Origin of the sequence: Streptomyces sp. NPDC020875, assembly GCF_040641415.1 — a bacterium.
In the GTDB taxonomy this organism is placed as follows: domain Bacteria; phylum Actinomycetota; class Actinomycetes; order Streptomycetales; family Streptomycetaceae; genus Streptomyces.
The window spans coordinates 73,923-100,468 of the sequence record NZ_JBFADP010000020.1; the positions used below are offsets into that span (position 1 = coordinate 73,923).

Below are 26,546 nucleotides of genomic sequence, written 5' to 3' on the forward strand. Positions count from 1 at the left end.
CCCCGACACCAATTCCCCCGGTCCCTCGTCGCACCGCGCGTGCCGTACCCGTACCGCGACGACGGTACGCCCCCGGAGACCGGGCTGTCATGCCCGTACCGAAATACGGTCATGACGGGACGGACGGGATGGGCGAGGGGATGTACGAGCGGGACGGCCGGGGCGGGGGCGCGGAGGTCGCGGGGCGGGGGCGCGGCCGGATCGACCGTGTACGACGAAGCCGCCTCCACCGCGCGGAACGCGTGGTGGAGGCGGCTTCGACCAGCTCGGGCGGTGGCCGCCGGGTCGCCCCGGCGGCTGTCACCCGATGATCAGCCCACGACCGTCCAGGTGTCATTGCCCTGGAGCAGCGACGACAGATCGCCCTTGCCGTACTGCTCGACGGCCCGGTCCAGCTGGTCCGCCATCAGCGTGTCGTACACCGGGCGGCGGACGGAGCGCAGCACACCGATCGGGGTGTGGTGCAGGGTGTCCGCGTCGGCCAGCCGGGAGAGCGCGAAGGCCGTGGTCGGCGAGGTGCTGTGGGCGTCGTGGACCAGCACCTGGGACTCGTTCTCCGGGGTGACCTCGACGACTTCGAGATCGCCCGTCGCCGGGTTCCGGACGACTCCCTTGGCGCCTTCGGCGCCGAAGCGGATCGGCTGACCGTGCTCCAGCCGGATCACCGCCTCCTCCGCCTGCTGCTTGTCCTTGAGGACCTCGAAGGCGCCGTCGTTGAAGATATTGCAGTTCTGGTAGATCTCCACCAGGGCGGTGCCCTCGTGGTCCGCGGCGGCGCGCAGGACCGAGGTGAGGTGCTTGCGGTCGGAGTCGACCGTACGCGCCACGAAGGTGGCCTCCGCGCCCAGCGCCAGCGACACCGGGTTGAACGGGGCGTCCAGCGAGCCCATCGGGGTCGACTTGGTGATCTTGCCGACCTCGGAGGTGGGGCTGTACTGGCCCTTGGTCAGACCGTAGATCCGGTTGTTGAAGAGCAGGATCTTCAGATTGACGTTCCGCCGCAGGGCGTGGATCAGATGGTTGCCGCCGATGGAGAGCGCGTCTCCGTCGCCGGTGACCACCCAGACGCTGAGGTCGCGGCGGGAGGTGGAGAGCCCGGTCGCGATCGACGGCGCCCGGCCGTGGATCGAGTGCATCCCGTAGGTGTTCATGTAGTACGGGAAGCGGGAGGAGCAGCCGATGCCGGAGACGAAGACGATGTTCTCCTTGGCGAGGCCGAGTTCGGGCATGAAGCCCTGGACGGCCGCCAGGATGGCGTAGTCACCGCAGCCCGGGCACCAGCGGACCTCCTGGTCGGACTTGAAGTCCTTCATGGACTGCTTGGCCTCGGCCTTGGGGACCAGGGAGAGCAGACCGGACCCGGGGCCCGTGGTCGCGGGATGCGCGGCGGTCTCAGTCATCGATGGCCTCCTTGAGAGCCGTGGCGAGCTGCTCGGCCTTGAACGGCATGCCGTTGACCTGGTTGTAGCTGATCGCGTCGACCAGGTACTTCGCCCGGATCAGGGTGGCGAGCTGGCCGAGGTTCATCTCCGGCACGACGACCTTGCGGTAGTGGCCGAGCACCTCACCGAGGTTCTTCGGGAAGGGGTTGAGATGGCGCAGATGGGCCTGGGCGATCGGGGCGCCCGCGGCCCGCAGCCGGCGGACGGCCGCGGTGATCGGGCCGTAGGTGGAGCCCCAGCCGAGGACCAGGGTCGTCGCGCCGTCCGGGTCGTCGACCTCCAGGTCGGGCACGACGATCCCGTCCACCTTGGCCTGGCGGGTGCGGACCATGAAGTCGTGGTTGGCCGGGTCGTAGGAGATATTGCCCGTACCGTCCTGCTTCTCGATACCGCCGATGCGGTGTTCGAGACCGGGGGTGCCCGGTACGGCCCAGGGGCGGGCCAGCGTCTCCGGGTCCCGCTTGTAGGGCCAGAAGACCTCGGTACCGTCGGCCAGTTCGTGGTTGGGGCCGGTGGCGAAGCGGACCCGGAGATCGGGCAGCTCGTCCGGCTCCGGGACCCGCCACGGCTCGGAGCCGTTGGCCAGATAGCCGTCGGAGAGCAGGAAGACCGGGGTGCGGTAGGCCAGGGCGATCCGGGCGGCGTCGACGGCGGCGTCGAAGCAGTCCGCGGGGGTGCGCGGGGCGACCACGGGCACCGGCGCCTCGCCGTTGCGGCCGTACATCGCCTGCAGCAGATCCGCCTGCTCGGTCTTGGTCGGCAGACCGGTGGAGGGGCCGCCGCGCTGGATGTCCACGATCACCAGCGGCAGCTCCAGGGAGACCGCGAGCCCGATCGTCTCGGACTTGAGGGCGACACCGGGGCCGGAGGTGGTGGTGACCGCGAGGGACCCGCCGAAGGCGGCGCCGAGCGCCGCGCCGATTCCGGCGATCTCGTCCTCCGCCTGGAACGTCCGCACACCGAAGTTCTTGTGCTTGGACAGCTCGTGCAGGATGTCGGAGGCCGGGGTGATCGGATACGAGCCCAGGTAGAGCGGCAGATCCGCCTGGCGGCCCGCGGCGACCAGGCCGAGCGACAGCGCCAGATTGCCGGAGATATTGCGGTACGTCCCGGTGGGGAACGCCTTGGTGGCGGGCGCCACCTCGTACGAGACGGCGAAGTCCTCGGTCGTCTCGCCGAAGTTCCAGCCCGCGCGGAAGGCGGCGATATTCGCCTCGGCGATGGTCGGCTTCTTGGCGAACTTGGTCCGCAGGAAGGCTTCCGTGCCCTCGGTGGGCCGGTGGTACATCCAGCTCAACAGGCCGAGGGCGAACATGTTCTTGGAACGCTCGGCCTCCTTGCGGGAGAGCCCGAAGTCCTTCAGCGCCTCGATCGTGAGCGTCGTCAGCGGCACCGGGTGGACGTGATAGGCGTCGAGGGAGCCGTCGTCCAGCGGTGAGACGTCATAGCCGACCTTGGCCATGGCCCGCTTGGCGAACTCGTCCGTATTGACGATGATCTCGCCGCCGCGCGGCACGTCACCGATATTCGCCTTCAGGGCGGCCGGGTTCATCGCGACGAGCACATTGGGCGCGTCACCGGGCGTCAGGATGTCGTGGTCCGCGAAGTGCAGCTGGAAGCTGGAGACCCCGGGCAGGGTCCCGGCGGGGGCGCGGATCTCGGCGGGGAAGTTGGGCAGCGTCGAGAGGTCGTTACCGAAGGACGCGGTCTCGGAGGTGAAGCGGTCGCCGGTGAGCTGCATACCGTCGCCGGAGTCGCCCGCGAACCGGATGATCACCCGGTCCAGCTTGCGAACCTCCTTCACGGGCGGTTCTCCGGCCGGGGACGGCTCGTCGCCGTCCGCGCCGGGAACGCGCTGTCCACCGACAACCGCCTCGGTGGCGTCGCCGGTCCCACTGACCCCGTCAGCCTCGTCGGCATGCTCGGCTGGGCTACTGACCTGGCTGGTCACTGAACTGGACCTCCCTTGAGGCGGCTGCTGGGGCCGGCCGTCCCACTGGCCGTTCCACGTGCAACCCTACGTCGGTAAGGGTCACCTTCCCCGTACCGCTCATATGCTGGACTGGGAAATGAGACAAGAATTTGTTGTGGTATGTCATATTTCACCCCACCTCGGGGCTCTGTCCGGGCGGACACTCCCCGCTCGTCCCTGCTCGTCCTTTGGTAGTAGGACCCGCCACCCGGCCCGGGCGCTGACGAAGAATCAGGCCACTACGAGTTGAGATACGTCAGCACGGCCAGCACCCTGCGGTGATCCCCGTCACTGGGCGACAGGCCGAGCTTCTGGAAGATGTTGCTCACATGCTTCTCGACCGCCCCGTCGCTCACCACCAGCTGCTTGGCGATCGCCGAGTTCGTCCGGCCCTCCGCCATCAGACCGAGGACCTCCCGCTCCCGGGGCGTCAGCTTCGCCAGCACGTCCTGCTTACGGCTCCGGCCCAGCAGCTGGGCCACCACCTCGGGGTCCAGCGCCGTACCGCCCGTGGCCACCCGGACCACCGCGTCCACGAACTCGCGGACCTCGGCGACCCGGTCCTTCAGCAGATAGCCCACACCGCGGCTGCTGCCCGCCAGCAGCTCCGTCGCGTACCGCTCCTCCACGTACTGCGAGAGGACCAGGACCCCTATCCCCGGATGATCCCGGCGCAGCCGCACCGCCGCCCGGACTCCCTCGTCCGTATGCGTCGGCGGCATCCGGACATCCGCCACCACCACATCCGGCAGCGCGCCCGCCGCCGCCAGCTCGCCCACCTTCTTCACCAGGGCGTCACCGTCACCGACGCCCGCGACCACCTCGTGCCCGCGGTCCGTCAGCAGCCTCGTCAGGCCCTCCCGCAGCAGCACCGAATCCTCGGCGATGACCACCCGCACCCTGCCGTCTACCACCACTGCCCCGTTCCCCCATGTCGATCCGTACCGGCCCGCCGCTTCACACGACTTCTTCCGCTCCCCAGCATCCCAGTATTCGGATCGGGCGTGGGGAGCCTGTGGACAACGCACCGCGATAGGGGGGAAACGGCCACCGGAAGCCCGCCGGAATAGGGGTACGAGGAGCCCGCGAACGCCAAGACGAAGCCGGTCGGGCACCCGGTGATCAGGCACCCTGCGGCCCGCTGGTGGCCCGCTGGTGGCTCGGTGGTGGCTCGATGGTGACCGGTGACCGGTGACCAGATGGCCTGGTGGCCGGCAGCCGGTGGCCCGTGCCCGGGGGCCGGTGACCCGTACCGCACATACGGCCGCGGGCGCCGGGGGAACAGCCCGTCCCCGGCGCCCGCCGCCGTACCCCCGCCTCAGCCGCGCCAGGGCAGCTCCGCGGTCACCGTCGTCGGACCGCCCACCGGCGAGTCCACCGCCAGAATCCCGTCCACCGAGTCCAGCCGCTCCGCCAGCCCCGCCAGACCACTGCCCGCGGTCACATCCGCCCCGCCCCGCCCGTCGTCCAACACCTGGATCATCAGCCGGTTCTCCGACCGCCACACCTCGACACTCGCCTTACGGGCCCCCGAATGCTTGCTGACGTTCTGCAGCAACTCCGACACCGTGAAGTAGGCGATCCCCTCGATCGCCGGAGCGGGCCGCGCCACCAGATCCACATCCACCGACACCGGAACCGTGCACCGCGACGCCACCGACGAGAGCGCCGCGTCCAGACCACGGTCCGTCAACACCGCCGGATGGATCCCCCGAGCCAGATCCCGCAGCTCCTGAAGCGCCAGCTTCACCTCGCCGTGCGCCTCGTCCACCATCGACGCCGCCGCGTCCGGGTCCTCCAGCAGCTTCTCCTTCGCCAGCCCCAGATCCATCGCCAGCGCCACCAGCCGGGCCTGCGCACCGTCATGGAGATCCCGCTCGATCCGGCGCAGATCAGCCGCCGCCGTATCCACCACGACCCCCCGGTCCGACTCCAGCTCCACCACCCGCTCCGCCAGCCGCGACGGCCCCAGCAGCCCGCCCACCATCACCCGGTCCACATAGGCGAAGCCCCTGATCAACTGAGCCGTCACCAGTACCAGCGCCAGCCCGCCCGCCGACGTCAGAGCGACCTCGAACGGAGTGTCCAGAAAGACCGCCGTACCCTCCCCGTCGCCGTACAGCTGAATCCCCGGCTGATCGCCGTACTCCGGCAACGTCCACATCCACAGCGGATACGCCAGCATCGACCAGCCCACCGACCACAACGTCAGCGCCGCCGTGAAAGCCGTCACAGCCCACGGGAAATGCAGCAGCGCATACAGCAGATGCCGCCACGACGTGCCGCTCTTCAGCACCGCCCCGATCCACGCCATCATCCCGCCCGACCGAGGCCGCAACGGCTCCGGAGCATCCACATGGTGGCCCAGCAACAGCCGCGCCCGAGTCCGCTCCAACGCCCCGAACCCCCGGCCCGCCGCCAGGCTCGCCGCCAGGATCGGCACACCCACAAAAGTGATCAGCAACCCGGCACTCAGCGAGAGCGCCGTCACCGCGAAAGTGAAGAAAACAATGCTGATCGGCAAGCTCAGCATCAAATACCAGAACTCGCGCCACGTACGCCCCTCGAACGGCGCGCGCAGAGCCCCCGGCACAATCCGCCGCCGGTCCGCGCGCTCGTCGTAACGCCCGGGTCGGTGGTCCGTGGCCATGGGCACTGTCCGTTCTACGAGTCGGGTTCCAGTCATGAGACCAGCATGCGGGGAAGCGGGCAGAGGCGGCCATGGTGTTCATGGGCCTGTTCGAAGGGGGGTTAACCCCACCCTCTTTATTTGTGGCTCGGTTCGCCTCCGGGGCGCTTCAGCGGTTTCCATCGGTCGATCGTGCTCGATCGCTCATACCTCGCGATCTCCGCGCGTTCTCCCTGCTGAAATCCGCGCGCCCCTTCGGCTCACTCGCCTCTCCGGCGCGACGGCAAAGCGAGGCGCCCCGGGGCACGGGGCTTGAGAAGTGGGGGTCGTATGGGGCGCGTCCCTACGGCCCCCGCCCTCCGGCGCGACGGCAAGACGAGGCGCCCCGGGGCACGCGGCTTGAGAGGTGTTGCGGGGTTGTCCCGGCCAGGCCCTTACGGCTCACCTTCTACGCCCCGCCCCCGCGACGGGCACCGCACGTCCCCCGGCTCCCGCCTACTTGCGGCCCGGCCTGACCTGCGGCGTATGCCGGTCGCGCCAGGGGATCTCCACCGTGACCATCGTCGGCCCGCCCACCGGCGAATCCAGGACGAACAGCCCGTCCACCGCGCCCAGCCGCTCCGCCAGACCCGCCATCCCCGTCCCGCCTTCCAGCCGGGCACCGCCCTGCCCGTCATCCGTGACCTGGATCATCAGCCGACTCTCCACCCGCCACACGTCCACCGCCGCCGACCGGGCCCGGGAGTGCTTGCTGACGTTCTGCAGCAGCTCCGACACCGTGAAGTAGGCGATCCCCTCGATCGCCTCCGCCGGGCGCTCCGCCAACTCCACCGAAACCGACACCGGGACCGTGCAGCGGGACGCCACCGACGAGAGCGCCGCGTCCAGGCCGCGGTCCGTCAGCACCGCAGGATGGATCCCGCGCGCCAGATCCCGCAGCTCCTGAAGCGCCAGCTTCACCTCGCCGTGCGCCTCGTCGACCATCGCGGCCGCCGCGTCCGGGTCCTCCAACAGCTTCTCCTTCGCCAGCCCGAGCCCCATGGCGAGCGCCACCAGCCGGGCCTGGGCGCCGTCATGGAGATCGCGTTCGATCCGGCGCAGATCCGCCGCGGCCGTGTCCACCACGACCCCCCGGTCCGACTCCAGCTCGGCGATCCGCCGCTCCAGCTCGTCCGACGGCGACAGCAGCCCGCGCACCATCACCCGGTCCGCGTTGGACAGCCCCCGGACCAGAAAGCCCAGTACGGGCCAGACCGCGGCCACCCCGGCGACCGTCACCGCGAACGACGCCACACCCCACGGCAGCCGGACCGCGCAGTACAGCACCGCCCGCCAGGCCACCGGATCCCGCAGCGTCGTCCGGATCCAGGTGACGAGCCCCCGCCCCCGGGTCGCGCCCCGCAGCGGGCTCGGCTCGTCGATCCGTACCCCCAGCAGACGACGGGCCCGCGCCCGTTCCGACCGGCCGATCCCGCGCGCGCCCTGCAACCCGAGCGCCAGCAGCGGCAGCCCGATCACCGTCACCGAAAGCGCCGCGCCGACGGCGATCATGAACGCCACGTAAACAAAATGGAGGATCGCCAGCGGCATATTCAGCAGCAGATGCGCGACCTCCTGCCACGTACGGGCCCCGAAGGCGAACCCCGGCGACGGCAGCGGGGCGCCGTCCCCGCCCGGACCCGGTCGGGCGGCGGGCGGACCGGCCGCGCCGGGACGGAACGTGGCACCGCCGGAGCGAATCCCCTCGGGGCCCTGGGCGGTATCGGATGCGAGATGGCCGGCAGTCATACCCGCCAGCCTGCCCGGCCGGGCCGGGCCACGCCATGGGGGTACGGGGCCGGGCACCGGTGGGGATAACCCCACCTCTGCCCGACGCGACTGCTTACGCTCCATTTAGCAGGGCCTAGACTCCCGTGCGTACAGAACTCGGATCCGGCTCGGATCCCGAGAGTTCCCCCATCGGACGAGGTCAGGGAGCGAGGGGCTGACGTGCCGGAACCCACCGTGGCCGGGCTCGCGGCGGAACGCGCCGACGACTATTTCGCCAGCTATTCGGTCGTCGGACTGCTCGCGCTGATCGGTGTGATCTTCGTGGCCGTCGCCTTCGGCGCCGGACGGCTGCTGCGGCCCGTCGTGCCGACCCCGGAGAAGCTGCTCACCTACGAATGCGGGGTCGACCCCGTCGGCGAGGGCTGGGCGCACACCCAGGTCCGCTACTACGTCTATGCGTTTCTGTACGTGATCTTCGCGGTCGACTCGATCTTCCTCTTCCCCTGGGCCACGGTCTTCGCCGCTCCCGGGTACGGGGCGACGACCCTCGTGGAGATGTTCATCTTCCTCGGCTTCCTGGCCGTGGGCCTGCTGTACGCGTGGAAGAAGGGCGTCCTGACATGGACGTGACCCCGTCCCCCTCCGGAACGTCGGACTCCGGAACGTCGGACTCCGGTCCGCCGGACCCCGGAACGCCGGAATTCGGAACACCTGGCTCCGGTACGCCGGTGCTCCTCCCGGAACCCAAACGGCTCGGAGTCCTCTCCCGGCTCGCGCCGGAGCCGATGAAGGTCGTACTCAACTGGGGCCGCCGCTACAGCCTCTGGGTCTTCAACTTCGGGCTCGCCTGCTGCGCGATCGAGTTCATCGCCGCGTCCATGTCCCGGCACGACTTCATCCGGCTCGGCGTGATCCCCTTCGCCCCCGGCCCCCGCCAGGCCGATCTGATGATCGTCTCGGGGACCGTCACGGACAAGATGGCCCCGGCCGTGAAGCGGCTCTACGAGCAGATGCCCGAGCCCAAGTACGTGATCTCCTTCGGTGCCTGCTCCAACTGCGGCGGCCCGTACTGGGACTCGTACTCGGTCACCAAGGGCGTCGACCAGATCATCCCCGTCGACGTCTACGTACCCGGCTGCCCGCCCCGCCCCGAGGCGCTGCTCCAGGGCATCCTCAAGCTCCAGGAGAAGATCGCCCGCGAGTCGCTGGCCGAGCGCTACGGCTCCGGAACCGGTCCCGGCCGCCCCACGACGGCCCAGCTGACCAGCGGACTGGTCACCCCGCCCGCCGCGCCCGCCGGATCCGGTACGGGCCCGGGAGAGGACGCCTCGTGACCGCCGCGTACGACCGGCTGCCCGACGCCGTCACCGAACTCTTCGGCCCCGACGCCACCGCCGAGTCCGCGTACGACCTGCTCACGGTCGACGTCCCCGCCGACCGCTGGCTCGCCGCCCTCGAAACCGCCCGCGACACCCTGGGCTGCACCTACTTCGACTGGCTGAGCGCCGTCGACGAACCCGGTACCGGCTTCCGGGTCTGCGCCCATGTGGCGGCCGTCCCGGACGGGCCCGGCGGCCGGGTCCTGCGGCTACTGCTGCGGACGACCGTCCCCCACGAGGCGCCCGCCCTGCCGACGGCCGTCGGCGTGTACGCGGGCGCCGAATGGCACGAACGCGAGACGTACGAGATGTTCGGCGTCTCCTTCACCGACCATCCGCACCTCGCCCCGCTGCTGCTGCCCGAAGGGTTCGAGGGGTATCCGCTGCGGAAGGACTTCGTCCTCGCGGCCCGGGTCGCCAAGGCATGGCCCGGCGCGAAGGAGCCGGGGGAGTCCGGGGCCGGACACGGCGGACCCAAGCGGCGCCAGATGCTGCCTCCGGGCGTACCCGACCCCAACGAGTGGGGCCCCCTCAAGGGCCAGCTGCCCCCCGCGCCCGCCCGCCCGGCCCGTACGCCCCGCGCGGCGGCGGCCGGAGCCGGTGCCGCGGCCGGGGAACGGCCCGCCCGGCGTACCCGGACCGCCGGCGAGGGCTCCGCGAGCCAGGCCGCCGCGCCCGGCGCCGCTTCCGCCCCCGAGGCCCCGGCCCGCCCGCCGCGCCGTACCCGCAGCTCGGCCGACGGCTCGGCGAGCCAGGCCCCGGCGACGGGCCCCGGCGAGGGCGCCGGACCGTCCGTGCCGCGCCGTAGCCGCAGCGCCGCCGACGGTTCGGCGAGCCAGTCGTCCGGGGCCGGTACGGGTACGGGCGCGTCGCGCCGTAACCGCTCGGCCGCCGACGGGTCCGCGAGTCAGTCCGGGCCGGAACCCGACGCCACCGCCGGAACCGGCGGAACCGCCGAAGGATCCCCTAAGGGGCAGGGCCCCGGCTCCCAGCGGCCGGGCGGCCCCCCGGCATCGCCTGCCCGCAGCCCGGACGCGCCGTGGCACCACGCGCGCCCCGCCTTCGACCCGGCGGACCCCGCCTCCACGCCCGCGCCGGAACCCGATTCCGGGCGCGGCTCCGACTCCGCGTCCGGTACGGCTGCCGAGCCGGAGCCGGAGCCGGAGCCGGAGCCGGAGCCGGAGCCCGAGCCGGAGCCCGCGTCCGAGGCCGGAGGCGACGGCGATCGGGCCGCCGAAGGACCGGCCGAGTCCGGGAAACCCGCCACGCCCTCCGCACCCCCCGCGTCCCCCAACCCCGACCAGCGCCGTTCCCCGTCCGACCAGGGCGACGGAACGGCCGAGAACACCGGAGGCGAGCCCGCGTGAACGACGCTCTGGACGTCGCCGTCCGGCTCCTGATCGTCTTCGCCGTGTTCCTGGCCTTCCCCTTGATCATCGGGCAGACCGAGCACAAGGTCATGGCGCATATGCAGGGCCGGCTCGGACCCATGTACGCCGGTGGCTTCCACGGCTGGGCCCAGCTCGTCGCGGACGGGGTGAAGTTCGCGCAGAAGGAGGACATCGTCCCGGCGGGCGCCGACCGCAGGGTCTTCCAGCTCGCGCCCGCCGTCGCCCTGCTGCCGTACCTCCTCGTACTGCTCGCCATCCCGATCGGCCCCGGCGAGGGCGCCGTCGGACAGGTCGTCGACGCGGGCATCTTCTTCGTCCTCGCCGTGATGGGCGTCGGGGTGCTCGGCTCGCTGATGGCGGGCTGGGCCTCTGCCAACAAGTTCTCCCTCCTCGGCGGCCTGCGCACGGCCGCCCAGCTGCTGGCGTACGAGCTGCCGATGCTGCTCGCCGCCGCGTCCGTGGCGATGGCCGCCGGGACCGTCTCCCTCGTCGGCATCCTCGACGCCTTCGAGTGGTGGTGGCTGCCCTGGCAGATCACCGGCGCCCTGGTCTTCTTCGTCGCCGGACTCGCCGAGCTGCAACGCCCGCCCTTCGACATGCCGGTCGCCGACTCGGAGATCATCTTCGGCGCGTACACCGAGTACACCGGACTGCGGTTCGCCCTCTTCCTGCTCGCCGAGTACGCCGGGATCGTGGTGCTCTGCGGGCTGACCACCGTCCTCTTCCTCGGCGGCTGGCACGGCCCCCTCGGCGCCGACGGCCTCGGCTGGGTCTGGACCCTGCTGAAGACCGCCGTCCTGGCGTTCGTCGTGATCTGGCTCCGCGTCTCCTACCCGCGGATGCGGGAGGACCAGCTCCAGAAGCTGGCCTGGACCGTCCTCGTCCCCCTCGCCCTCGCCCAGATCGCCCTCACGGGCATCGTGAAGGTGGTGATCTGACCGTGCCCCCGATCCCCGGCTCGGGTCTGGCCAAGGGCCTCGCCCTGACCCTGCGCACCATGACGCGGAAGACCGTCACCGCGCAGTACCCCGAGGTCCAGCCCGAACTCCCGCCCCGCACCCGCGGGGTGATCGGCCTGTTCGAGGAGAACTGCACCGTCTGCATGCTCTGCGCCCGGGAATGCCCCGACTGGTGCATCTACATCGACTCCCACAAGGAGACGATCCCGGCCGCCGCCCCCGGCGGCCGGGAACGCAGCCGAAACGTCCTCGACCGCTTCGCCATCGACTTCTCCCTCTGCATGTACTGCGGGATCTGTATCGAGGTCTGCCCCTTCGACGCGCTGTTCTGGTCGCCGGAGTTCGAGTACGCGGAGACCGACATCCGCGAACTCACCCATGAGCGCGACAAGCTCCGCGAGTGGATGTGGACGGTCCCCGCGCCGCCCGCCCTCGACCCCGCGGCCGAGGAACCCAAGGAGATCGCCGCCGCCCGCAAGGCCGCCGAGAAACTGGCCGCCACCCGGGCCGCCGAAGCCCCGCCGACCCCCGACACCCCGGCCGCCCCCGAAACCCCCGGCGGCCCCAAGGGCCCCGAAACCCCCAGTGGTGCCAAGGGCCCCGAAGCCCCGGACGGCCCCGGCGGCACGGACACCCCGCCCGGGAAACCGGCCGGGCCCGGCGAAGGAGGCCCGGCATGATCCCGTACGCCGCCACCGCGCCCCAGGGCTTCCTCTCACCCACCGGCGTCGAGATCGTCTTCCTCCTCGTCGGACTGGTCACCCTCGGCGCCGCCGTGATGACCGTCACCACCAAGCACCTGGTCCACGCAGCCCTGTGGCTGGTCGTCGCCCTCGGCGGGCTCGCCGTCGAGTACCTGCTGCTGACCGCCGAGTTCGTCGCCTGGGTCCAGGTCCTCATCTACGTCGGCTCCGTCGTCGTCCTCCTCCTCTTCGGACTGATGCTCACCAAGGCCCCCATCGGGCCGTCCCCGGACGCCGACTCCGGCAACCGGCCGGTGGCGCTCGCCGTCGCCGGTACCGCCGCCGTCGCCCTGGTCTGGGTCGTCGTGGACGCCTTCCGCACCACCTGGATCGACCTCGACGGACCCGCCCAGGGCACCACCTCCATCACCGGCGAAGCCCTCTTCCGGCACTGGGTACTGCCCTTCGAGGCGCTCTCCGTCCTGCTGCTCGCCGCCCTCGTCGGCTCCATCGTCCTCTCCCGCAGGCGCGCCGAAGGCGACCCGGCCGACCCGCCCGCCACCGGACCGGCACCCGAGGGGAAGAACTGATGCACCTCGCCTACCCCGCCGTGCTCTCCGTCCTCCTCTTCTGTATCGGCGTCTACGGTGTCCTCGCCCGCCGCAACGCGATCCTCGTCCTGATGTCCGTCGAGCTGATGCTCAACGCCGTCAACCTCAACCTGGTCGCCTTCGACGTCTGGCTCCGCGACGCCCTCCACTCCGGCCAGGCCCTCACCCTCTTCACCATCGCCATCGCCGCCGCCGAGATCGGCATCGGCCTGGCGATCGTGCTGATGGTCTACCGCAACCGCGGCACCTCCGACATCGACCGGCTCCGCGACACCGCCGAACCCCCCGACGGCCGGCCGGACGCCCCCGACCTGACCGGCGCCGAGGCCGGACCCGGCACCACAGCCCCGGCGACGCAGAAGGCCGAGGCCACCGCGTGACCACCACCACCCTCGCCGTTCTCGTCCCCCTCCTGCCCTTCCTCGGCGCCGTCGCCGGACTGCTGCTCGGCCGGACCGCCCCCGGCTTCGTCCGCCCCCTGGCCGTACTGCCGACCCTGACCGCCGCCGTCCTCGCGGTCGTCGTCGCCGTCCGCCAGGGCGGCGGCGAACCCGTCCAGGCGGCCACCCGGCTCACCCCCACCGGCTCCGTCCCGATCGACCTCGCGCTCTACCTCGACGGCTTCGCCGTCCTCGTCGCGGCCCTCGTCGGAGTCGTGGCGACCTGTGTGCAGATCTACTCCACCGCCTATCTGCGCGAAGACCCCCGCTACCCCTCCTATGCCGCTCTCGTCTCCCTCTTCACCTCCGCGATGCTGCTCGTCGTCTACTCCGGCGACCTGATGGTACTGCTGGTCGGCTGGGAGATCATGGGCATCTGCTCGTACTTCCTCGTCGGCCACTACTGGGAGACCCCCGAAGCCCGGGCCGCGTCCCTCAAGGCGTTCCTGGTCACCAAACTCGGCGACGTCCCCTTCCTGATCGGCCTCTTCGCCCTCGCCACCGACGCGGGCACCTTCCGGATCACCGGCGTCCTCGACACCGTCGCCACCGGCGGACTCGACCACCCGACCCTGATCGCCCTGCTGCTCCTCGCGGGCGTCGCGGGCAAGTCCGCGCAGTTCCCGCTGCACATCTGGCTGCCCGACGCGATGGCGGGCCCGACGCCCGTCTCCGCGCTCATCCACGCCGCGACCATGGTCGCCGCCGGTATCTACTTCATCGCCCGGCTCCTCCCCGTCTTCACCGCCTCCGCGGCGGCCCTCGTGGTCCTCGCTGTCATGGCCGCGATCACCATGACCGGCTCCGCCCTCGCCGCCCTCGCCCAGGACGACATCAAACGCGTCCTCGCCTACTCGACCATCGGCCAGCTCGGCTACATGGCGGGCGCCCTCGCCGTCGGCGACCGCGGCGCCGCCGTCTTCCACCTCATCTCCCACGGCGCCTTCAAGGCGCTGCTGTTCCTCGCCGCCGGAGTCGTCATCCACGCCGCCGGAACCAACTCCCTGGCCGCCATGTCCCGGATGAGCGGACTGGCCCGCCGGATCCCCGACGCCTACTGGACGATGACCATCGCCCTGCTCGCCCTCGCCGCCGTACCCCCCTTCGCGGGCTTCTTCTCCAAGGAAGCCGTCCTCGTCGCCGCCGAACACACCGCCATCGGCGAATCCGGGGCCGCCCCCGGCGCCGCGGGCTGGACCGTACTGATCGCCGGACTCGTCACCGCCCTCCTCACCGCCGCCTACGCGACCCGGCTCTGGCTGCTCGCCTTCCGCGGCCACGGCACCGAAGCCCCCGACCACGGCCGCGAACCCCTCGCCATGACCTCCGTCCTCTGGCTGCTGGCGATCCCCTCCCTCGGCTTCGGCACCACCTACGGCTACTTCGACGGCTGGTTCGACGGCCACGACCTCGCCCCCACCACGACCACCGCCGTCCTCGGCACCGGAGTCGCCGTGATCGGCGGGCTGCTCACCTACGCCGCCTGGCGCTCCCGCGCCCCGCGCGCCGCCGCCCTCCCCGAAGCGGCCACCGCCGCCGCCCACGCCGCGCACCCCGACGCGCCGCCGTCCACCGTCGAGGCCGAGGCCATCGCGGCCCACACCCCGGCGTACGGCTCGATCGCCTCGGCGCCCGACCCCGCGGACCCCGGCCGGACCCTGCTCGGACCCCTCCACCGCCACGCCGCGTCCGGCTTCCACCTCGACGCCGCCGCCCGGGCCCTCCTCATCCGCCCGGTCATGGCCGCCGCCCGGCTGGTCGGCTTCCTGGACCGCGAGGTGGTCGAGACCTACGTCCGGGGCGCCGCCCTCGGCGTCAACGGCCTCGGCCGCCTCGTCCGCCGCGCCCAGACCGGCAATGTGCAGACCTACGCCGGCTGGCTGCTGGCGGGCACCGCCGTCCTGGTGATCGCCGCCGTCGTCCTGTCCACCGTCAACGCGGGGTCGTGAGCCGTGATCGATATCAGCGAGTCCGTGATGCAGGCCCTTCTCGCGTTCATCGTCGTCGCCCCGCTCGCCGGGGCCGCCGCGGCCGTACTGCCCGCACCGCCCGGACTACGCGGCCGCAGCCCCGAACAGGCCGTACTCCGCCACGGCGTCACCATCACCGGGGCCGTCCTCGCCGCGACCGTCGTCCTCGCCATCGGCTTCGACCACGACCAGCCGTCGAGGATGCAGGCCACCACGGACATCAGCTGGATCCCCGCCCTCGGCGTCCGTATCCACCTCGGTGTCGACGGCATCTCCCTCCCCCTTCTGGTCCTCACGGCGCTGCTGACCTTCCTCTGCGCCCTCCACGCCTACTTCAAGCCGCCCGCGGGACCCTCCCCGAAGGCGTTCGTGGCGCTGGTACTGCTGCTTGAGACCGGGACGCTCGCCACCTTCGCCGTCCTCGATCTGCTGCTGTTCTTCCTCGCCTTCGAGACCGTGCTCGTCCCCATGTACTTCCTCATCGCCCGCTGGGGCGGCGCGGAACGACGGGCCGCCGCCTGGAAGTTCATCCTCTACACCCTGCTCGGCTCCGTCGTCATGCTCCTCGGCTTCCTGCTGATCGGCCTGAAGGCGGGCACGTTCGACATGGTGGCACTCGCCACTGACAACGGCCGGGGCCTCACCACGACGACGCAGGTCATCGCCGTTCTGGCGATCGGTATCGGCTTCGCCGTGAAGACCCCGATGTGGCCGCTGCACAGCTGGCTGCCCGCCGCCCACACCGCCGCCCCCACCATCGGCTCCGTCCTCCTCGCCGGAGTCCTGCTGAAGATGGGAACGTACGGCTTCGTCCGGATCGTCCTCCCGGCCGCGCCGGACGGCATGCGGACCTTCGCGCCCTATCTCGCCGCCTTCGCCGCCGTCGGCATCGTCTACGGATCCCTCGCCTGCCTCGCCCTCGCCCGCGAGGGCGCGTCCGGCGACCTGAAGCGGCTGATCGCGTACTCCTCCGTCGGCCACATGGGCTTCGTCCTGCTCGGCATCGCCACCATGACCCCGACCGGAGTCAACGGCGCCCTCTTCGCCAACATCGCCCACGGACTCATCACCGGCCTGCTGTTCTTCCTGGTCGGCGCAGTGAAGGACCGGTACGGCACCGCCGACCTCGACACCCTCGCCGGGGCCACCGGAGCCGCCCTCTACGGCCGTGCCCCCCGCCTCGGCGCCCTCCTCGCCTTCGCCGCCGTGGCCTCCCTCGGACTCCCCGGCCTCGCCGGGTTCTGGGGCGAGATGCTCGCCCTGTTCGGCGCCTTCGACCCGGCGGACGGACTCAACCGCCCCGCCTTCCTCGTCTTCATGGTCATCGGCGGCATCGGCACCCTCCTCACCGCCGCCTATCTGCTGATCGTCGTACGCCGGGTCTGCATGGGCGTCCCCCCGGCCGCCGCCGAAGGCATCCGGACCGTCCCCGACGTCCGGGGGTACGAGCTGGCCGCGTGGACCCCGCTCGTCGCCCTCACCGTCCTCGCCGGGCTGTGGCCCGCGATCCTCCTCGGCCTCACCGACCCGGCCGTACAGAAGCTCCTCTCGGGAGGCTCGTCATGACCCTCGCCACCGCCATCGCCGCCGACGGCCAGGTCGCCTCCCTGGTCCAGAACGTCGACTGGGTCACCATCGCGCCCCCCGTGATCGCGGCCGTCACCGGTCTGCTGATCCTCGTCGCCGACCTCTTCGTCCCCGAACACCGCAAGGGCCTCCTCGGCCTCGGCGCCGTCGCCGGACTGCTCGCCGCCCTCGCGTCCCTGATCCCCCTGCGCGACGGCGGCCACCGCACCTTCTGCCTCAACACGGACCCCACGACCTGCAGCTACGTCGCCGACCGCTTCACCATCGCGATCCAGCTCCTGGTCCTCGGCGGCGCCCTCCTGACAGCCCTGCTGTCCCTGCGCGAGACCCGCCGCAGGCTCCCCGCCGGGGAGTTCTGGTTCCTGCTGCTGTCCTCCGCCGCCGGGGCCGCCCTGCTGCCCGCCTCCCGCGATCTGGCGACCATCGTCGTCGCCCTCGAAGTGGCGTCCCTGCCCGCCTTCGCCCTCGTCGGCCTCCGCCGGGGCGACCGCCGCTCCAGTGAGGCGGCGCTGAAGTTCTTCCTGACCTCGGTCACCGCGACCGCCGTCACCCTGCTCGGCGTCAGCTTCGTCTACGCCGCCACCGGCAGCCTCCACCTCAGCCGGATCGCCGGCGCGGACGTCCCCGGCGAACTCGACACCCTGCTGCGGACCGGAGTCGCCCTCACCCTCGTCGGCTTCGCCTTCAAGACCGCCGCCGTGCCGTTCCACTTCTGGGTCCCCGACACCTATGTCGGCGCCCCGCTGCCCGTCGCCGCCTATCTGTCCGTCGTCGGCAAGGCCGTCGGCTTCTCCGGACTCGTCCTCGTCACCGTGATCGCCTTCCCGCGCCACGCCGGTGTCTGGGGCCCGGCGATCGCCGTACTGGCCGCCGTCACCATGACCGCGGGCAATGTGGCGGCCGTACGCCAGCGGGCCGACCGCGCCCTCGGCGCCGTACGCCTGCTGGCCTGGTCCTCCGTCGCCCAGGCCGGATTCCTCCTGGTCCCGATCGCCGCCGCCGGATACAGCAGCGACGACCAGATCGGCGCCACCGTCGCCTACGCCCTGATGTACGCGGTGGTGAACCTCGGCGCCTTCGCCGTGGTCGCCGTGGTCGCCCGGGTCCACCGGCTCAACCGCCTCGCCGACTACCGGGGCCTCTACGCCACCAGCCCCCTCACCGCCCTCGCCCTCGGCTTCTTCCTGCTCTGCCTGGCCGGACTGCCCCCGGGGATCATCGGCCTCTTCGCCAAGGTGACGGTCTTCTCCTCGGCCGTCGACGCCGGGCTCGGCTGGCTGGCCGTCGTCATGGCCGTGAACGTCGCCATCGGGCTCTTCTACTACCTGCGCTGGACCGCCCTCCTCTTCGCCGCCCCCGAAGGCGCCCCGGCGCCCGTCCCCACGACGGCCCCCGCCGCCCCGGCGGACCCGCCCGCGACGACCGGCGCCCCCGTACCCGTATCCGGCCCGGCCGCCGCCGCCCCGCCGACGGCCGTACCCGCCCCCTACGCCGTCGCCATCGCCCTCACCGCCGCCGCCGGTGTCCTCCTGTCCGGCTACCCCCAGCTGGTACTCCGCTTCGCCGCCACCCAGCTGTTCTGACCGGACCACCGGCGGTCGCTCACCCGTTCGGACCTCCCGCGCGCCCGGAGCGCCGGGGAACTCGCCCCCTTCGCCTGGCGTTGACCAGTACAGAAGGGTCCACTGGAAAGTGGAGCACCCACCAGCAGAGGGGTTCCCCGCCGCACCACCAGGAGGGCGTAGCGTGCACCGCCGGCACAACGGGCTGAAGACCGCCGTACTCCTCGGGGGACTGTCCGCACTCATCCTCGTCATCGGCAGCTTCTTCGGCCGTACGGGGCTGATCGTCGCGCTCGTCGTGGCGCTCGGTACGAACGCGTACGCGTACTGGAACAGCGACAAGCTGGCTCTACGCGCGATGCGGGCCCGCCCCGTGAGCGAATTCGAGGCCCCGGCGCTCTACCGCATGGTCCGCGAGCTGTCCACGGCCGCCCGCCAGCCGATGCCCCGGCTCTACATCTCCCCGACCCAGGCGCCCAACGCCTTCGCGACCGGCCGCAACCCGCGCAACGCGGCCGTGTGCTGTACCGAGGGCATCCTCCAGATCCTCGACGAACGAGAGCTGCGCGGAGTCATCGGCCATGAGCTGAGCCATGTCTACAACCGCGACATCCTGATCTCGTCCGTCGCCGGAGCCCTCGCCTCCGTGGTGATGTTCCTGGTCAACTTCGCCTGGCTGATCCCGGTCGGCCGCTCCGACGACGACGGCCCCGGCCTGCTCGGCATGCTGCTGATCATGATCCTGGGCCCGGTCGCCGCCGCCATCATCCAGCTCGCCGTCAGCCGGTCCCGGGAGTACGAGGCCGACGCCTCGGGCGCCCAGCTCACCGGCGACCCCTTGGCCCTCGCCAGCGCCCTGCGCAAACTGGACGCCGGTACGAAGCAGCTTCCGCTTCCTCCGGAGCCCCGGCTGGAGACCGCGAGCCATATGATGATCGCCAACCCCTTCCGGCCGGGTAAGGGAGCCAAGCTCTTCTCCACGCATCCGCCGATGGCGGAGCGTATCGCCCGACTCGAAGAGATGGCAGGTAGACAGCGATGAAGACCGTCCTGAACATCATCTGGCTCATACTGTGCGGCTTCTGGATGTTCCTGGGCTACCTGTTCGCGGGTGTCCTGCTCTGCATCACGATCATCGGAATCCCGTTCGGTATCGCCGCCTTCCGGATCGGTGTCTACGCCCTCTGGCCCTTCGGCCAGACCGTCGTGGACCGCTCCGACGCGGGCGCGCCGTCCTGTATCGGCAATGTCCTCTGGCTGATCCTCGCGGGCTGGTGGCTGGCGCTCGGACACATCGTCACCGGTGTCGTCCTCTGCCTCACCATCATCGGCATCCCGCTCGGCCTGGCGAACTTCAAGCTGATCCCGGTCTCCCTGATGCCGCTGGGCAAGGAGATCGTCCCCACCGACCAGCCCTTCGCCGCCCGCTGAGCCCGGCTCCGCCCCGCTGCCCCGCTCCCACCGCTTCCCGGCCCGGGTCCGGCGGGCGCCGATCCCCGCTCGTACCGATCTTCGTCACTCGAACGGGTGTATTCCTCCGGTTCGGGGATAGAAGCCCGACACGGACACGTTGACCAGGGTGTAACAGACGCGTCCCACCGCACCGACCGCTCGCAACTACCGGTCGGACACCCGGCGTCTTCGCCTGTGAGAGACCGCTACCCCAGCGCGTCGTCGCGATCTACGGACGAAAGGAAGTCCACAGCATGAGCGTTCTCGGCTGGATCGTCCTCGGGCTGCTCGCCGGAGCCATAGCCAAGCTGCTGCTTCCCGGCCGAGACCCGGGCGGTCTGATCATCACCACCCTCCTCGGAGTCGTCGGCGCGTCCCTCGGCGGCTGGATCTCGGCCGAGTTCTTCGACCGCTCCATCAGCAAGCAGTTCTTCGACGGACCGACCTGGATAGCCGCGATAGGCGGCTCCCTGGTGCTGCTGATCGGCTACCGCCTGCTCTTCGGCAACTCCCGCTCACGCTGACCTGACCTGACGGTGCCGCCCCGCCGCCCGGCCCCGCGCGGTCAGTTCGGCGGCGGGCCCGGCGGGCGGCCCTCGGGCGGCTCCCCGTCCCGCAGACCCGTCTCGCGCAGGGTGATGTTCAACCGCCCCCGCAGCAGCCCGCATTCGGGGTCCGCCGTCCCCGGGTACACCTTCGGCACCCCGTGATAGGCGAAACGCGCGGGCCCGCCGAAGACCAGGAGGTCCCCGGAGACCAGCTCCACATCCGTATGGGGACGGCCGCGCGAGACGGAGTTGCCGAGGCGGAAGAGACAACTGTCGCCGATGCTCAGGGAGACCACCGGAGCGCCCGACCGCTCCTCCTTGTCCTGGTGCATCCCCATCCGGGCCGTGTCGTCATAGAAATTGATCAACGCGGTATCGGGGGTGTACCCGCAGCCGGACCCGGCGCCGAGGTCCCCGGCCGGGCCGCCAGCAGCCCCGGGGCCGCCGCGTCCGTAAGCGGCCACCAGCGCCGACCGGCCCAACTCCACCAGCCAGCCGGGGAGACCGGCCACCCGCGCGCCGTTCACATCATCGGCCGTACGGCTGTAGCGATAGGGCTGCCAGTGCCAGCCGAGACAGACCGTACGGACCGACATCACCCCACCGCCCGGCAGCCGGGTGTGCCGGAAGGGAACGGGCCCGCGCCCCCACTCCCGGCAGGCGGCCACCAGTTCCCGCTGCCGCTCCGGCGACAGCCAGCCGGGCACATGAACGGCCCCGGGCGCGATCACCGAGGTCTCGCGGGGAAAGAGCGCCCCGTCGCGGGCCGTCATGACGGCAGCGCGCCCTCGAGAGCCAGGAGGTGTTCCTTGCGTTCCAGCCCCGCCGCGTAGCCGCGGAGCCCGCCGTCCGCCCCGATGACCCGGTGACACGGCCGGACCACCAGCAGCGGATTGCGTCCGATCGCGGTGCCCACCGCCCGTACGGCGGCACCCGAGGACCCGATCCGCCGGGCGATCTCGCCGTAGGTGGTGGTCGTGCCGTACGGAACGGCGTCCAGGGCCCGCCAGACCCGGCGCTGGAAGTCGGTGCCCTCGTCGGCGTACTCGATGGTGAACCCGGTCAGCCAGCCGTCGAAGTACGCGGTCAGCTGGGCCGCGATCCGGGTGAAGGCGGCCGGGTCGTGACGCCAGCCGTCCCGTACGGTCGAGGCGCCCTTCTGTCCGGCGAGGGAGAGCGATACCAGGGCCGTGCCCCCGGACGCCGCGGTGGACGGCGTACCGACGAGCAGGACGTCCCCCAGCGGACTGCCGACGGTCGCCCAGGTCCGGACACGGGATCCGGCCGGTGAGACGACGGGGGATACCTCGACGGTGGTCGCCGGGACGGGGGTCATGGCTCGTTCCTCTCCTCGGGGCGGGTCCAACTGCCGCACACCCCGAGTCTGCGCCGCCCGGCCCCGCCGTGCTGGCGGGAAACGGACATCACGTCGGCCCGGTGCGAACCCGCCCCGGGCCCGCCCGGCGACCACCCGTCCGGCATCCCGGGGGGCAGCCGTCCGGGCGGCGGCGGGAAGGCCCGGCCGGGCCGTCGGAAACGGTTCAGCGGTAGTTCACGAACTGGAGCGCGAAGTCGAGGTCCTGGTCCTTCAGCAGGGCGATCACGGACTGGAGGTCGTCCCGGCTCTTCGAGCTGACCCGCAGCTCGTCGCCCTGGACCTGGGCCTTCACGCCCTTGGGACCCTCATCGCGGATGATCTTCGCGACCTTCTTCGCGTTCTCCTGGGAGATGCCCTCCTCGATCGACGCGAAGATCTTGTACTCCTTGCCGGAGAGCTGCGGCTCACCCGCGTCCAGCGCCTTGAGCGAGATGCCCCGCTTGATCAGCTTCGACTGGAACACATCGAGGATCGCGGAGACCCGCTCCTCCGAGTTCGCCTGCATCAGGATCTTCTCGCCGGACCAGGCGATGGACGCCCCGACGTTCTTGAAGTCGTAGCGCTGGGAGATCTCCTTCGCGGCCTGGTTGAGGGCGTTGTCGACCTCCTGCCGCTCGACCTTCGAGACGATGTCGAAACTGGAGTCGGCCATGTCCTGTGGCTCCTTGTATCGAGATGCGGATCACGCGGCCCGGCGCCCGGACCACCCGGACAAGCCTAGTCACCCGCGACCCCCTCGGGCGCTGATCAATCCGGTGGTGGAGCACCCCTGTCCATCGGGTATCGTTTACGACGTCGCCACGGAGTACCGCACGACAAGCGGTGTTCGACGACCCTCGTCCAGAGGTTCACGGCGATTCCCATGGCGGTGTGCCCGAGTGGCCAATGGGAGCGGACTGTAAATCCGTCGGCTTAGCCTACCCAGGTTCGAATCCTGGCGCCGCCACGCGAATGGACCCCCGTCCTCTGCGATTCAGCAGAGGGTGGGGGTCTTCGCATTTCCGGGGACGAGTGGGGCGGGCGGGGTCAGGCGGGCGGGGGGTCCGTCAGGCGGAAGGCCAGCTCGATCTCCCATTTCTCCATATCGGGCTCGACCCTCGGATCCGTCAGATACGACTCCAGCCGGCAGCCCCAGCGCTCCGCGCCGCCCTCCAGCGGGGTCATGTCCCAGGCCAGGCCCTCACGGTCGGCCCAGACCCGCAGTTCGGTGATCGTGTCGAAGAGCCGGTCGGGGTGGCCGGTGTGGACGACGGTGACATAGCGGCCGGCCGGGAGGGTGCCCGCCCGTACGTCGCCGTCGGGGGTCAGCGGCTCCACCAGCGGGATCCCGGCCTCGACATCGGACTCGCCCGTCAGGTCGACCGTACGGAAGCGGAAGAACGGGGCGCCGGCGAACTCGCCGCCCCGGGCCAGCGCCCAGCCGATCAGTTCGCCGAGCCGGTCGGCGATGACGGCGAAGTGGTCCATCCGGACCGAGGCGCGGAAGGAGACGTACGGCTGCTCGGGACGGTCGGCGACGACGGGCGCGAGCGGCGGAATACCCGCCCCGGAGCCGGAGCCGGAGCCGGAGCCGGAGCCGGGCTCGGGCTGCTCGGGGTGCTGAGTGTTCATGACGGGTGGACCTCCACGGGGTCGCGTACTCATCGCCCGGGGCGCCGGAGACCGCGGCGCCGGAGACCGGGCGGTTCCCGGCCGGTCAGTTCCCGGCGATGTCGGCCACGGCGACCTTGACCGGGACCGAGCCGCCGATCAGCTCCAGGGTCAGCCCGGCGGTGGCCGGGGTCTCCAGCAGTTCCACGAGGACCGCGGCCACGTCGTCCCTGGTCACCCGGGACCGGCCGGTCGAGGCGGCCAGCCGGACGAGCCCGGTCCCGGGGTCGTCGGTGAGCGCGCCCGGCCGCAGGATCGTCCAGTCGAGGCCGGACCGGGCCCGTACGTCGTCGTCCGCGGCCCCCTTGGCCCGCAGGTAGACGTCGAACTGGCCGTCGCCCGGGTGTCCGGCGTCGGCGCCCATGGAGGAGATCACCACGAACCGGCGGACGCCCGCGCGTTCGGCCGCGTCCGCGAAGAGCACGGCGGCCCCCCGGTCGACCGTGTCCTTGCGGGGGATCCCGCTGCCGGGTCCGGCGCCCGCCGCGAACACGGCCGCGTCGGCGCCCCTCAGCACCTCGGCGACCTCGTCCGGCCCGGCCGACTCCAGGTCCAGTACGACCGGTTCGGCACCGGCGTCCCGCAGGGCGTACGCCTGGCCGGGGGAGCGGATCACGCCCACCGCCCGGTGCCCGCCCGCCGAGAGCAGCCGCTCCAGCCGCAGGGCGATCTGACCGTGTCCTCCAGCGATCACAATGCGCATGTCCCCGACCGTACGCCCGAACCGCCCCACCCGCCCGGCCGCACCGCCCCCGGCCCACCCGCTTTCGGCCAGGTCGCCGTCGGCCCGCCGCGAAGCCGCGCCGGGCCGGAACCGCGCCGGGCCGGGGCCGCGCGGGACCGGAGCCGTACCCGCTACGGATGCCGTACGACCGGGACCGGAGCCGTACGACCGTTACCGGTACTGGTACCGGAGCCGCGCCCGTCCCGGGTCAGGGGCGGCCCTGGCGGGGGAGTTCCAGGGCGACCGCGACCGCCGAGTCGCAGTACTCGCGGACGGCGCTGGTCCGGGCCACCACCCGGCCCCGGTGGATCACGATCCGGCTGTACGCGAGCGACAGCGCGCCGGAGATCCGCTCGCCGCGCACCGCCAGCAACTCGGCCGGGAACCCCGCCTCCACCCGGACCTCGGGCAGGCCCATCGCCTCCCGGGCCGCCGCCGCGACCGCCGCGTACGCGTCCTCGGCGCGCAGCCCGTCCCGGGAGGCCAGCAGATAGGCGGCCTCCAGCGGATCGCCCCGGCCGACCGGGTTGGAGACGTCCCGCAGCGCCCCGCTGCCCGCCGCCACCCGCACCCCGGCGGCCCTGAGCAGCCGTACGGGCGCGGCGCCCCGCTGCTCCATCACCCCGCAGCCGCCCTGCGGCAGACAGACGACGGTGATCCCGGCCGCCGCGATCCGGTCGGCGGCGCGGGCGGCGACGGAGTGGGGCAGCCGGGCGAGCCCCGCGCAGGGGCCGATGGAGACCCCGGGCCGTACCCCGGCGGCCATCGCCGCCAGCCGGGCGAGCCGGGCCGGTTCGTCGGCGTGGGTGTGCAGATCGACCGGGCAGCCGTGCTCGGCGGCGACCTCCAGCAGGGCCTCGGTGTATCCGGCCGGGTCGGGGTCGGCGTCCGGGCAGCCGCCCACCACCGCCGCGCCCATCTTCACCGCGTCCCGCAGCATCGCGAGTCCGTCGGCGCCCGCGAGTCCGGTCAGCAGCCGGGGCACGGCCACCGCCGTCAGATCGGTCAGTCCGCGCAGCGAGCGGCGGGCCTGGAGGACCGCCTCCAGCGGCCCCAGGCCCTGGACGTCCCCGATCCTGACGTGCGATCGCAGCGCCGTCGCGCCGTGGCCGAGCTGGAGCAGTGCGGCCTCGGTGGCGCGCCGCTGGACGTCGTCGGAGTCGTACGAGACGGGCCCCACCGTGTCGGCGGTCAGGGCCGTGTCGCCGTGGCCGTGCGGCTCGGCGGGCGCGGGGAGCAGCAGATAGCCGCCGAGGTCGACCCGGGAGCAGTGGGGCGCGAGGCTGCCCGCCGTCCCGACGGCCTCGATCCGGCCGCCGCCGAGCCGAACGTCGACCGTGCGGCCGTCCGTCAGCCGGGCGCCGCACAGCAGCAGGGCGGAGGAGTCGGCGGTCGCGCCGTCGGGAGGCCGCGGCTGGCGGTCGGGCATGGCGCTCCTGTGCTTCGCGGGTGGGTCGGGCCCCCGGGGATCTCCTGCGGACCGGGCCGACCGCGTGAGCCGTGCGGGTGCGGGCACGAGCGGGGAAGATCACGCGGCACGGGTCGAGCCTAGGGGCGCCGGGGGCCTGCTTCGCGGAGGAGCGGAATAGTCGTACCGGTGGCGCCACGTGTGGCGTACGAGGCGCGGGGGCCCGGCCCGGCACCGCGCTCCCCGCGTGGCGCCCGAGGGGCTTCCGGGGCCGTACGGAACGGTCTCCTCCGGCCTCGGGACGGCGCCCGCGCCGGGGTGCGGCGGCCGGTGCGAGCGGGCCCGCGGACCCCGGGCGCGCGGCCGGATCCGGGCTTCCGCGCCACCGGCCGGATGGCTCGGACGAGGTGTGGGGCACGTTCGGGACGGGTACGACGAAACGGATTTGGGCTAACGGCGACCGACCGTGTAATGTCTTCCTCGCTCGCCCCAATAGCTCAGTCGGTAGAGCGTCTCCATGGTAAGGAGAAGGTCTACGGTTCGATTCCGTATTGGGGCTCTGATGTCGGAGAACCCCCGTCTCACCCGGGCGGGGGGAATCCGAGATCATAGCGGTGTAGCTCAGTCGGTAGAGCAAGCGGCTCATAATCGCTGTGTCACCGGTTCAAGTCCGGTCACCGCTACACACGGTAGCCGATTGTGGGGTCGGTCCTTCGATCGGCTACCCTTTCATGCGTTCGTAATTTAAGTAAGTCCATCCGTCCGTCTTAGGAGCACTCACGTGGCTGCCACCGACGTCCGCCCGAAGATCACGCTGGCCTGCGTGGAGTGCAAGGAGCGGAACTACATCACCAAGAAGAACCGGCGTAACAACCCGGACCGACTGGAGATGAAGAAGCACTGCCCGCGCTGCAAGGCGCACACCGCGCACCGCGAAACGCGCTGAATCAGGCTCGTACACGAGGCCGTCCCCTTCCGGGGGCGGCCTCGT

26 protein-coding genes and 3 tRNA genes are annotated in these 26,546 nt (G+C 71.8%); 18 read left to right on the forward strand and 11 right to left on the reverse strand.

What is annotated here, in order from left to right; genetic code table 11:
- Positions 1-89: 89 nt before the first annotated feature.
- Positions 90-311 carry a hypothetical protein gene (locus AB0G74_RS13995; RefSeq protein ID WP_361144921.1) on the forward strand — a complete coding sequence of 74 codons (222 nt, stop codon included), beginning with the start codon at positions 90-92 and terminating at the stop codon, positions 309-311.
- Here AB0G74_RS13995 and AB0G74_RS14000 read toward each other — a convergent pair whose 3' ends face one another.
- From AB0G74_RS14000 to AB0G74_RS14020, 5 genes are all read right to left on the reverse strand, one after another.
- Positions 312-1,400, reverse strand: coding sequence for a 2-oxoacid:ferredoxin oxidoreductase subunit beta (locus tag AB0G74_RS14000; protein ID WP_361144924.1), 1,089 nt, complete (start codon positions 1,398-1,400; stop codon positions 312-314).
- Complete coding sequence (locus tag AB0G74_RS14005) at positions 1,393-3,393, reverse strand: 2-oxoacid:acceptor oxidoreductase subunit alpha (RefSeq protein WP_361144927.1); 2,001 nt, start codon at positions 3,391-3,393, stop codon at positions 1,393-1,395. Before AB0G74_RS14005 ends, AB0G74_RS14000 begins: the two co-directional genes overlap by 8 nt.
- Positions 3,394-3,653: 260 nt before the next feature.
- Positions 3,654-4,313, reverse strand: a complete 660-nt coding sequence (locus tag AB0G74_RS14010; RefSeq protein ID WP_361145038.1) for a response regulator transcription factor — start codon at positions 4,311-4,313, stop codon at positions 3,654-3,656.
- Positions 4,314-4,732: 419 nt separating this feature from the next.
- The gene (locus tag AB0G74_RS14015; RefSeq protein ID WP_361144930.1) at positions 4,733-6,064 is read right to left on the reverse strand and encodes a sensor domain-containing protein; all 1,332 of its coding nucleotides are present in this window, start codon (positions 6,062-6,064) and stop codon (positions 4,733-4,735) included.
- Positions 6,065-6,538: 474 nt separating this feature from the next.
- Positions 6,539-7,831, reverse strand: a complete 1,293-nt coding sequence (locus AB0G74_RS14020) for a sensor domain-containing protein (RefSeq protein ID WP_361144932.1) — start codon at positions 7,829-7,831, stop codon at positions 6,539-6,541.
- Positions 7,832-8,032: 201 nt separating this feature from the next.
- Here AB0G74_RS14020 and AB0G74_RS14025 point away from each other — a divergent pair, with 201 nt between their 5' ends.
- The 13 genes from AB0G74_RS14025 to AB0G74_RS14085 all read left to right on the forward strand — a co-directional run bounded on the left by AB0G74_RS14025 (position 8,033) and on the right by AB0G74_RS14085 (position 20,371).
- Positions 8,033-8,443 (forward strand): NADH-quinone oxidoreductase subunit A, encoded by a 411-nt coding sequence (locus tag AB0G74_RS14025; protein ID WP_358824386.1) that lies wholly within the window; start codon positions 8,033-8,035, stop codon positions 8,441-8,443.
- Complete coding sequence (locus AB0G74_RS14030) at positions 8,434-9,147, forward strand: NADH-quinone oxidoreductase subunit B family protein (protein WP_361144935.1); 714 nt, start codon at positions 8,434-8,436, stop codon at positions 9,145-9,147. The genes AB0G74_RS14025 and AB0G74_RS14030 overlap by 10 nt, the downstream gene beginning before the upstream one ends.
- Positions 9,144-10,559 carry an NADH-quinone oxidoreductase subunit C gene (locus AB0G74_RS14035; RefSeq protein ID WP_361144938.1) on the forward strand — a complete coding sequence of 472 codons (1,416 nt, stop codon included), beginning with the start codon at positions 9,144-9,146 and terminating at the stop codon, positions 10,557-10,559. The genes AB0G74_RS14030 and AB0G74_RS14035 overlap by 4 nt, the downstream gene beginning before the upstream one ends.
- A complete protein-coding gene (locus AB0G74_RS14040) occupies positions 10,556-11,521 on the forward strand; it encodes a complex I subunit 1 family protein (protein ID WP_361144941.1) in 966 nt (321 codons plus the stop codon). Before AB0G74_RS14035 ends, AB0G74_RS14040 begins: the two co-directional genes overlap by 4 nt.
- Positions 11,522-11,523: 2 nt before the next feature.
- Positions 11,524-12,222, forward strand: coding sequence for a 4Fe-4S binding protein (locus tag AB0G74_RS14045; RefSeq protein WP_361144944.1), 699 nt, complete (start codon positions 11,524-11,526; stop codon positions 12,220-12,222).
- The gene (locus AB0G74_RS14050) at positions 12,219-12,815 is read left to right on the forward strand and encodes an NADH-quinone oxidoreductase subunit J (RefSeq protein ID WP_358824391.1); all 597 of its coding nucleotides are present in this window, start codon (positions 12,219-12,221) and stop codon (positions 12,813-12,815) included. Before AB0G74_RS14045 ends, AB0G74_RS14050 begins: the two co-directional genes overlap by 4 nt.
- Positions 12,815-13,216, forward strand: coding sequence for an NADH-quinone oxidoreductase subunit NuoK (nuoK, locus tag AB0G74_RS14055; RefSeq protein WP_361144947.1), 402 nt, complete (start codon positions 12,815-12,817; stop codon positions 13,214-13,216). Before AB0G74_RS14050 ends, nuoK begins: the two co-directional genes overlap by 1 nt.
- Positions 13,213-15,225, forward strand: a complete 2,013-nt coding sequence (locus AB0G74_RS14060) for an NADH-quinone oxidoreductase subunit L (protein WP_361144950.1) — start codon at positions 13,213-13,215, stop codon at positions 15,223-15,225. The genes nuoK and AB0G74_RS14060 overlap by 4 nt, the downstream gene beginning before the upstream one ends.
- 3 nt (positions 15,226-15,228) lie before the next feature.
- On the forward strand, positions 15,229-16,812 hold the full coding sequence (locus tag AB0G74_RS14065; protein ID WP_361144953.1) for an NADH-quinone oxidoreductase subunit M: 1,584 nt from the start codon (positions 15,229-15,231) through the stop codon (positions 16,810-16,812).
- Positions 16,809-18,416, forward strand: coding sequence for an NADH-quinone oxidoreductase subunit N (locus AB0G74_RS14070; RefSeq protein WP_361144955.1), 1,608 nt, complete (start codon positions 16,809-16,811; stop codon positions 18,414-18,416). Before AB0G74_RS14065 ends, AB0G74_RS14070 begins: the two co-directional genes overlap by 4 nt.
- A 163-nt stretch (positions 18,417-18,579) precedes the next feature.
- Entirely contained in the window at positions 18,580-19,437 is an 858-nt protein-coding gene (htpX, locus tag AB0G74_RS14075) for a zinc metalloprotease HtpX (RefSeq protein ID WP_361144958.1), read from the forward strand.
- Positions 19,434-19,826, forward strand: coding sequence for a YccF domain-containing protein (locus AB0G74_RS14080; protein WP_361144961.1), 393 nt, complete (start codon positions 19,434-19,436; stop codon positions 19,824-19,826). Before htpX ends, AB0G74_RS14080 begins: the two co-directional genes overlap by 4 nt.
- 275 nt (positions 19,827-20,101) lie before the next feature.
- On the forward strand, positions 20,102-20,371 hold the full coding sequence (locus AB0G74_RS14085; protein ID WP_361144964.1) for a GlsB/YeaQ/YmgE family stress response membrane protein: 270 nt from the start codon (positions 20,102-20,104) through the stop codon (positions 20,369-20,371).
- Positions 20,372-20,412: 41 nt separating this feature from the next.
- Here the strand turns inward: AB0G74_RS14085 and AB0G74_RS14090 are convergent, their stop codons facing one another.
- The 3 genes from AB0G74_RS14090 to AB0G74_RS14100 all read right to left on the reverse strand — a co-directional run bounded on the left by AB0G74_RS14090 (position 20,413) and on the right by AB0G74_RS14100 (position 22,425).
- On the reverse strand, positions 20,413-21,168 hold the full coding sequence (locus AB0G74_RS14090) for an alpha-ketoglutarate-dependent dioxygenase AlkB (RefSeq protein ID WP_361144966.1): 756 nt from the start codon (positions 21,166-21,168) through the stop codon (positions 20,413-20,415).
- Complete coding sequence (locus tag AB0G74_RS14095) at positions 21,165-21,731, reverse strand: methylated-DNA--[protein]-cysteine S-methyltransferase (protein ID WP_361144969.1); 567 nt, start codon at positions 21,729-21,731, stop codon at positions 21,165-21,167. The genes AB0G74_RS14090 and AB0G74_RS14095 overlap by 4 nt, the downstream gene beginning before the upstream one ends.
- A gap of 205 nt (positions 21,732-21,936) precedes the next feature.
- A complete protein-coding gene (locus AB0G74_RS14100; RefSeq protein WP_361144972.1) occupies positions 21,937-22,425 on the reverse strand; it encodes a YajQ family cyclic di-GMP-binding protein in 489 nt (162 codons plus the stop codon).
- Positions 22,426-22,637: 212 nt separating this feature from the next.
- Here AB0G74_RS14100 and AB0G74_RS14105 point away from each other — a divergent pair.
- Positions 22,638-22,719: transfer RNA gene (locus tag AB0G74_RS14105), tRNA-Tyr, on the forward strand.
- A gap of 80 nt (positions 22,720-22,799) precedes the next feature.
- Here the strand turns inward: AB0G74_RS14105 and AB0G74_RS14110 are convergent.
- The 3 genes from AB0G74_RS14110 to AB0G74_RS14120 form a co-directional block, all read right to left on the reverse strand.
- Positions 22,800-23,384, reverse strand: coding sequence for a GyrI-like domain-containing protein (locus AB0G74_RS14110; RefSeq protein WP_361144974.1), 585 nt, complete (start codon positions 23,382-23,384; stop codon positions 22,800-22,802).
- An 85-nt stretch (positions 23,385-23,469) separates the two neighbouring features.
- Positions 23,470-24,126, reverse strand: coding sequence for an SDR family oxidoreductase (locus tag AB0G74_RS14115; protein ID WP_361144976.1), 657 nt, complete (start codon positions 24,124-24,126; stop codon positions 23,470-23,472).
- A gap of 229 nt (positions 24,127-24,355) precedes the next feature.
- Positions 24,356-25,576 (reverse strand): hydrolase, encoded by a 1,221-nt coding sequence (locus AB0G74_RS14120; RefSeq protein ID WP_361144978.1) that lies wholly within the window; start codon positions 25,574-25,576, stop codon positions 24,356-24,358.
- A gap of 465 nt (positions 25,577-26,041) precedes the next feature.
- On the opposite strand from AB0G74_RS14120, the gene AB0G74_RS14125 reads away from it, so the two are divergent.
- The 3 genes from AB0G74_RS14125 (at position 26,042) to rpmG (ending at position 26,501) form a co-directional block, all read left to right on the forward strand.
- Positions 26,042-26,114 (forward strand) — tRNA-Thr (locus AB0G74_RS14125).
- A gap of 51 nt (positions 26,115-26,165) precedes the next feature.
- A tRNA-Met gene (locus tag AB0G74_RS14130) sits at positions 26,166-26,238 on the forward strand.
- A 98-nt stretch (positions 26,239-26,336) separates the two neighbouring features.
- Positions 26,337-26,501, forward strand: coding sequence for a 50S ribosomal protein L33 (gene rpmG / locus AB0G74_RS14135; RefSeq protein ID WP_006347275.1), 165 nt, complete (start codon positions 26,337-26,339; stop codon positions 26,499-26,501).
- Positions 26,502-26,546 lie beyond the last annotated feature (45 nt).

Coding starts and splice junctions, on each gene's coding strand:
- AB0G74_RS13995 (WP_361144921.1), top strand. CDS start 90: ATGCCCGTACCGAAATACGGTCATGACGGGACGGACGGGATGGGCGAG.
- AB0G74_RS14000 (WP_361144924.1), bottom strand. CDS start 1,400: ATGACTGAGACCGCCGCGCATCCCGCGACCACGGGCCCCGGGTCCGGT.
- AB0G74_RS14015 (WP_361144930.1), bottom strand. CDS start 6,064: ATGGCCACGGACCACCGACCCGGGCGTTACGACGAGCGCGCGGACCGG.
- AB0G74_RS14020 (WP_361144932.1), bottom strand. CDS start 7,831: ATGACTGCCGGCCATCTCGCATCCGATACCGCCCAGGGCCCCGAGGGG.
- AB0G74_RS14030 (WP_361144935.1), top strand. CDS start 8,434: ATGGACGTGACCCCGTCCCCCTCCGGAACGTCGGACTCCGGAACGTCG.
- AB0G74_RS14050 (WP_358824391.1), top strand. CDS start 12,219: ATGATCCCGTACGCCGCCACCGCGCCCCAGGGCTTCCTCTCACCCACC.
- nuoK (WP_361144947.1), top strand. CDS start 12,815: ATGCACCTCGCCTACCCCGCCGTGCTCTCCGTCCTCCTCTTCTGTATC.
- AB0G74_RS14070 (WP_361144955.1), top strand. CDS start 16,809: ATGACCCTCGCCACCGCCATCGCCGCCGACGGCCAGGTCGCCTCCCTG.
- AB0G74_RS14080 (WP_361144961.1), top strand. CDS start 19,434: ATGAAGACCGTCCTGAACATCATCTGGCTCATACTGTGCGGCTTCTGG.
- AB0G74_RS14085 (WP_361144964.1), top strand. CDS start 20,102: ATGAGCGTTCTCGGCTGGATCGTCCTCGGGCTGCTCGCCGGAGCCATA.
- AB0G74_RS14090 (WP_361144966.1), bottom strand. CDS start 21,168: ATGACGGCCCGCGACGGGGCGCTCTTTCCCCGCGAGACCTCGGTGATC.
- AB0G74_RS14095 (WP_361144969.1), bottom strand. CDS start 21,731: ATGACCCCCGTCCCGGCGACCACCGTCGAGGTATCCCCCGTCGTCTCA.
- AB0G74_RS14100 (WP_361144972.1), bottom strand. CDS start 22,425: ATGGCCGACTCCAGTTTCGACATCGTCTCGAAGGTCGAGCGGCAGGAG.
- AB0G74_RS14110 (WP_361144974.1), bottom strand. CDS start 23,384: ATGAACACTCAGCACCCCGAGCAGCCCGAGCCCGGCTCCGGCTCCGGC.
- AB0G74_RS14115 (WP_361144976.1), bottom strand. CDS start 24,126: ATGCGCATTGTGATCGCTGGAGGACACGGTCAGATCGCCCTGCGGCTG.
- AB0G74_RS14120 (WP_361144978.1), bottom strand. CDS start 25,576: ATGCCCGACCGCCAGCCGCGGCCTCCCGACGGCGCGACCGCCGACTCC.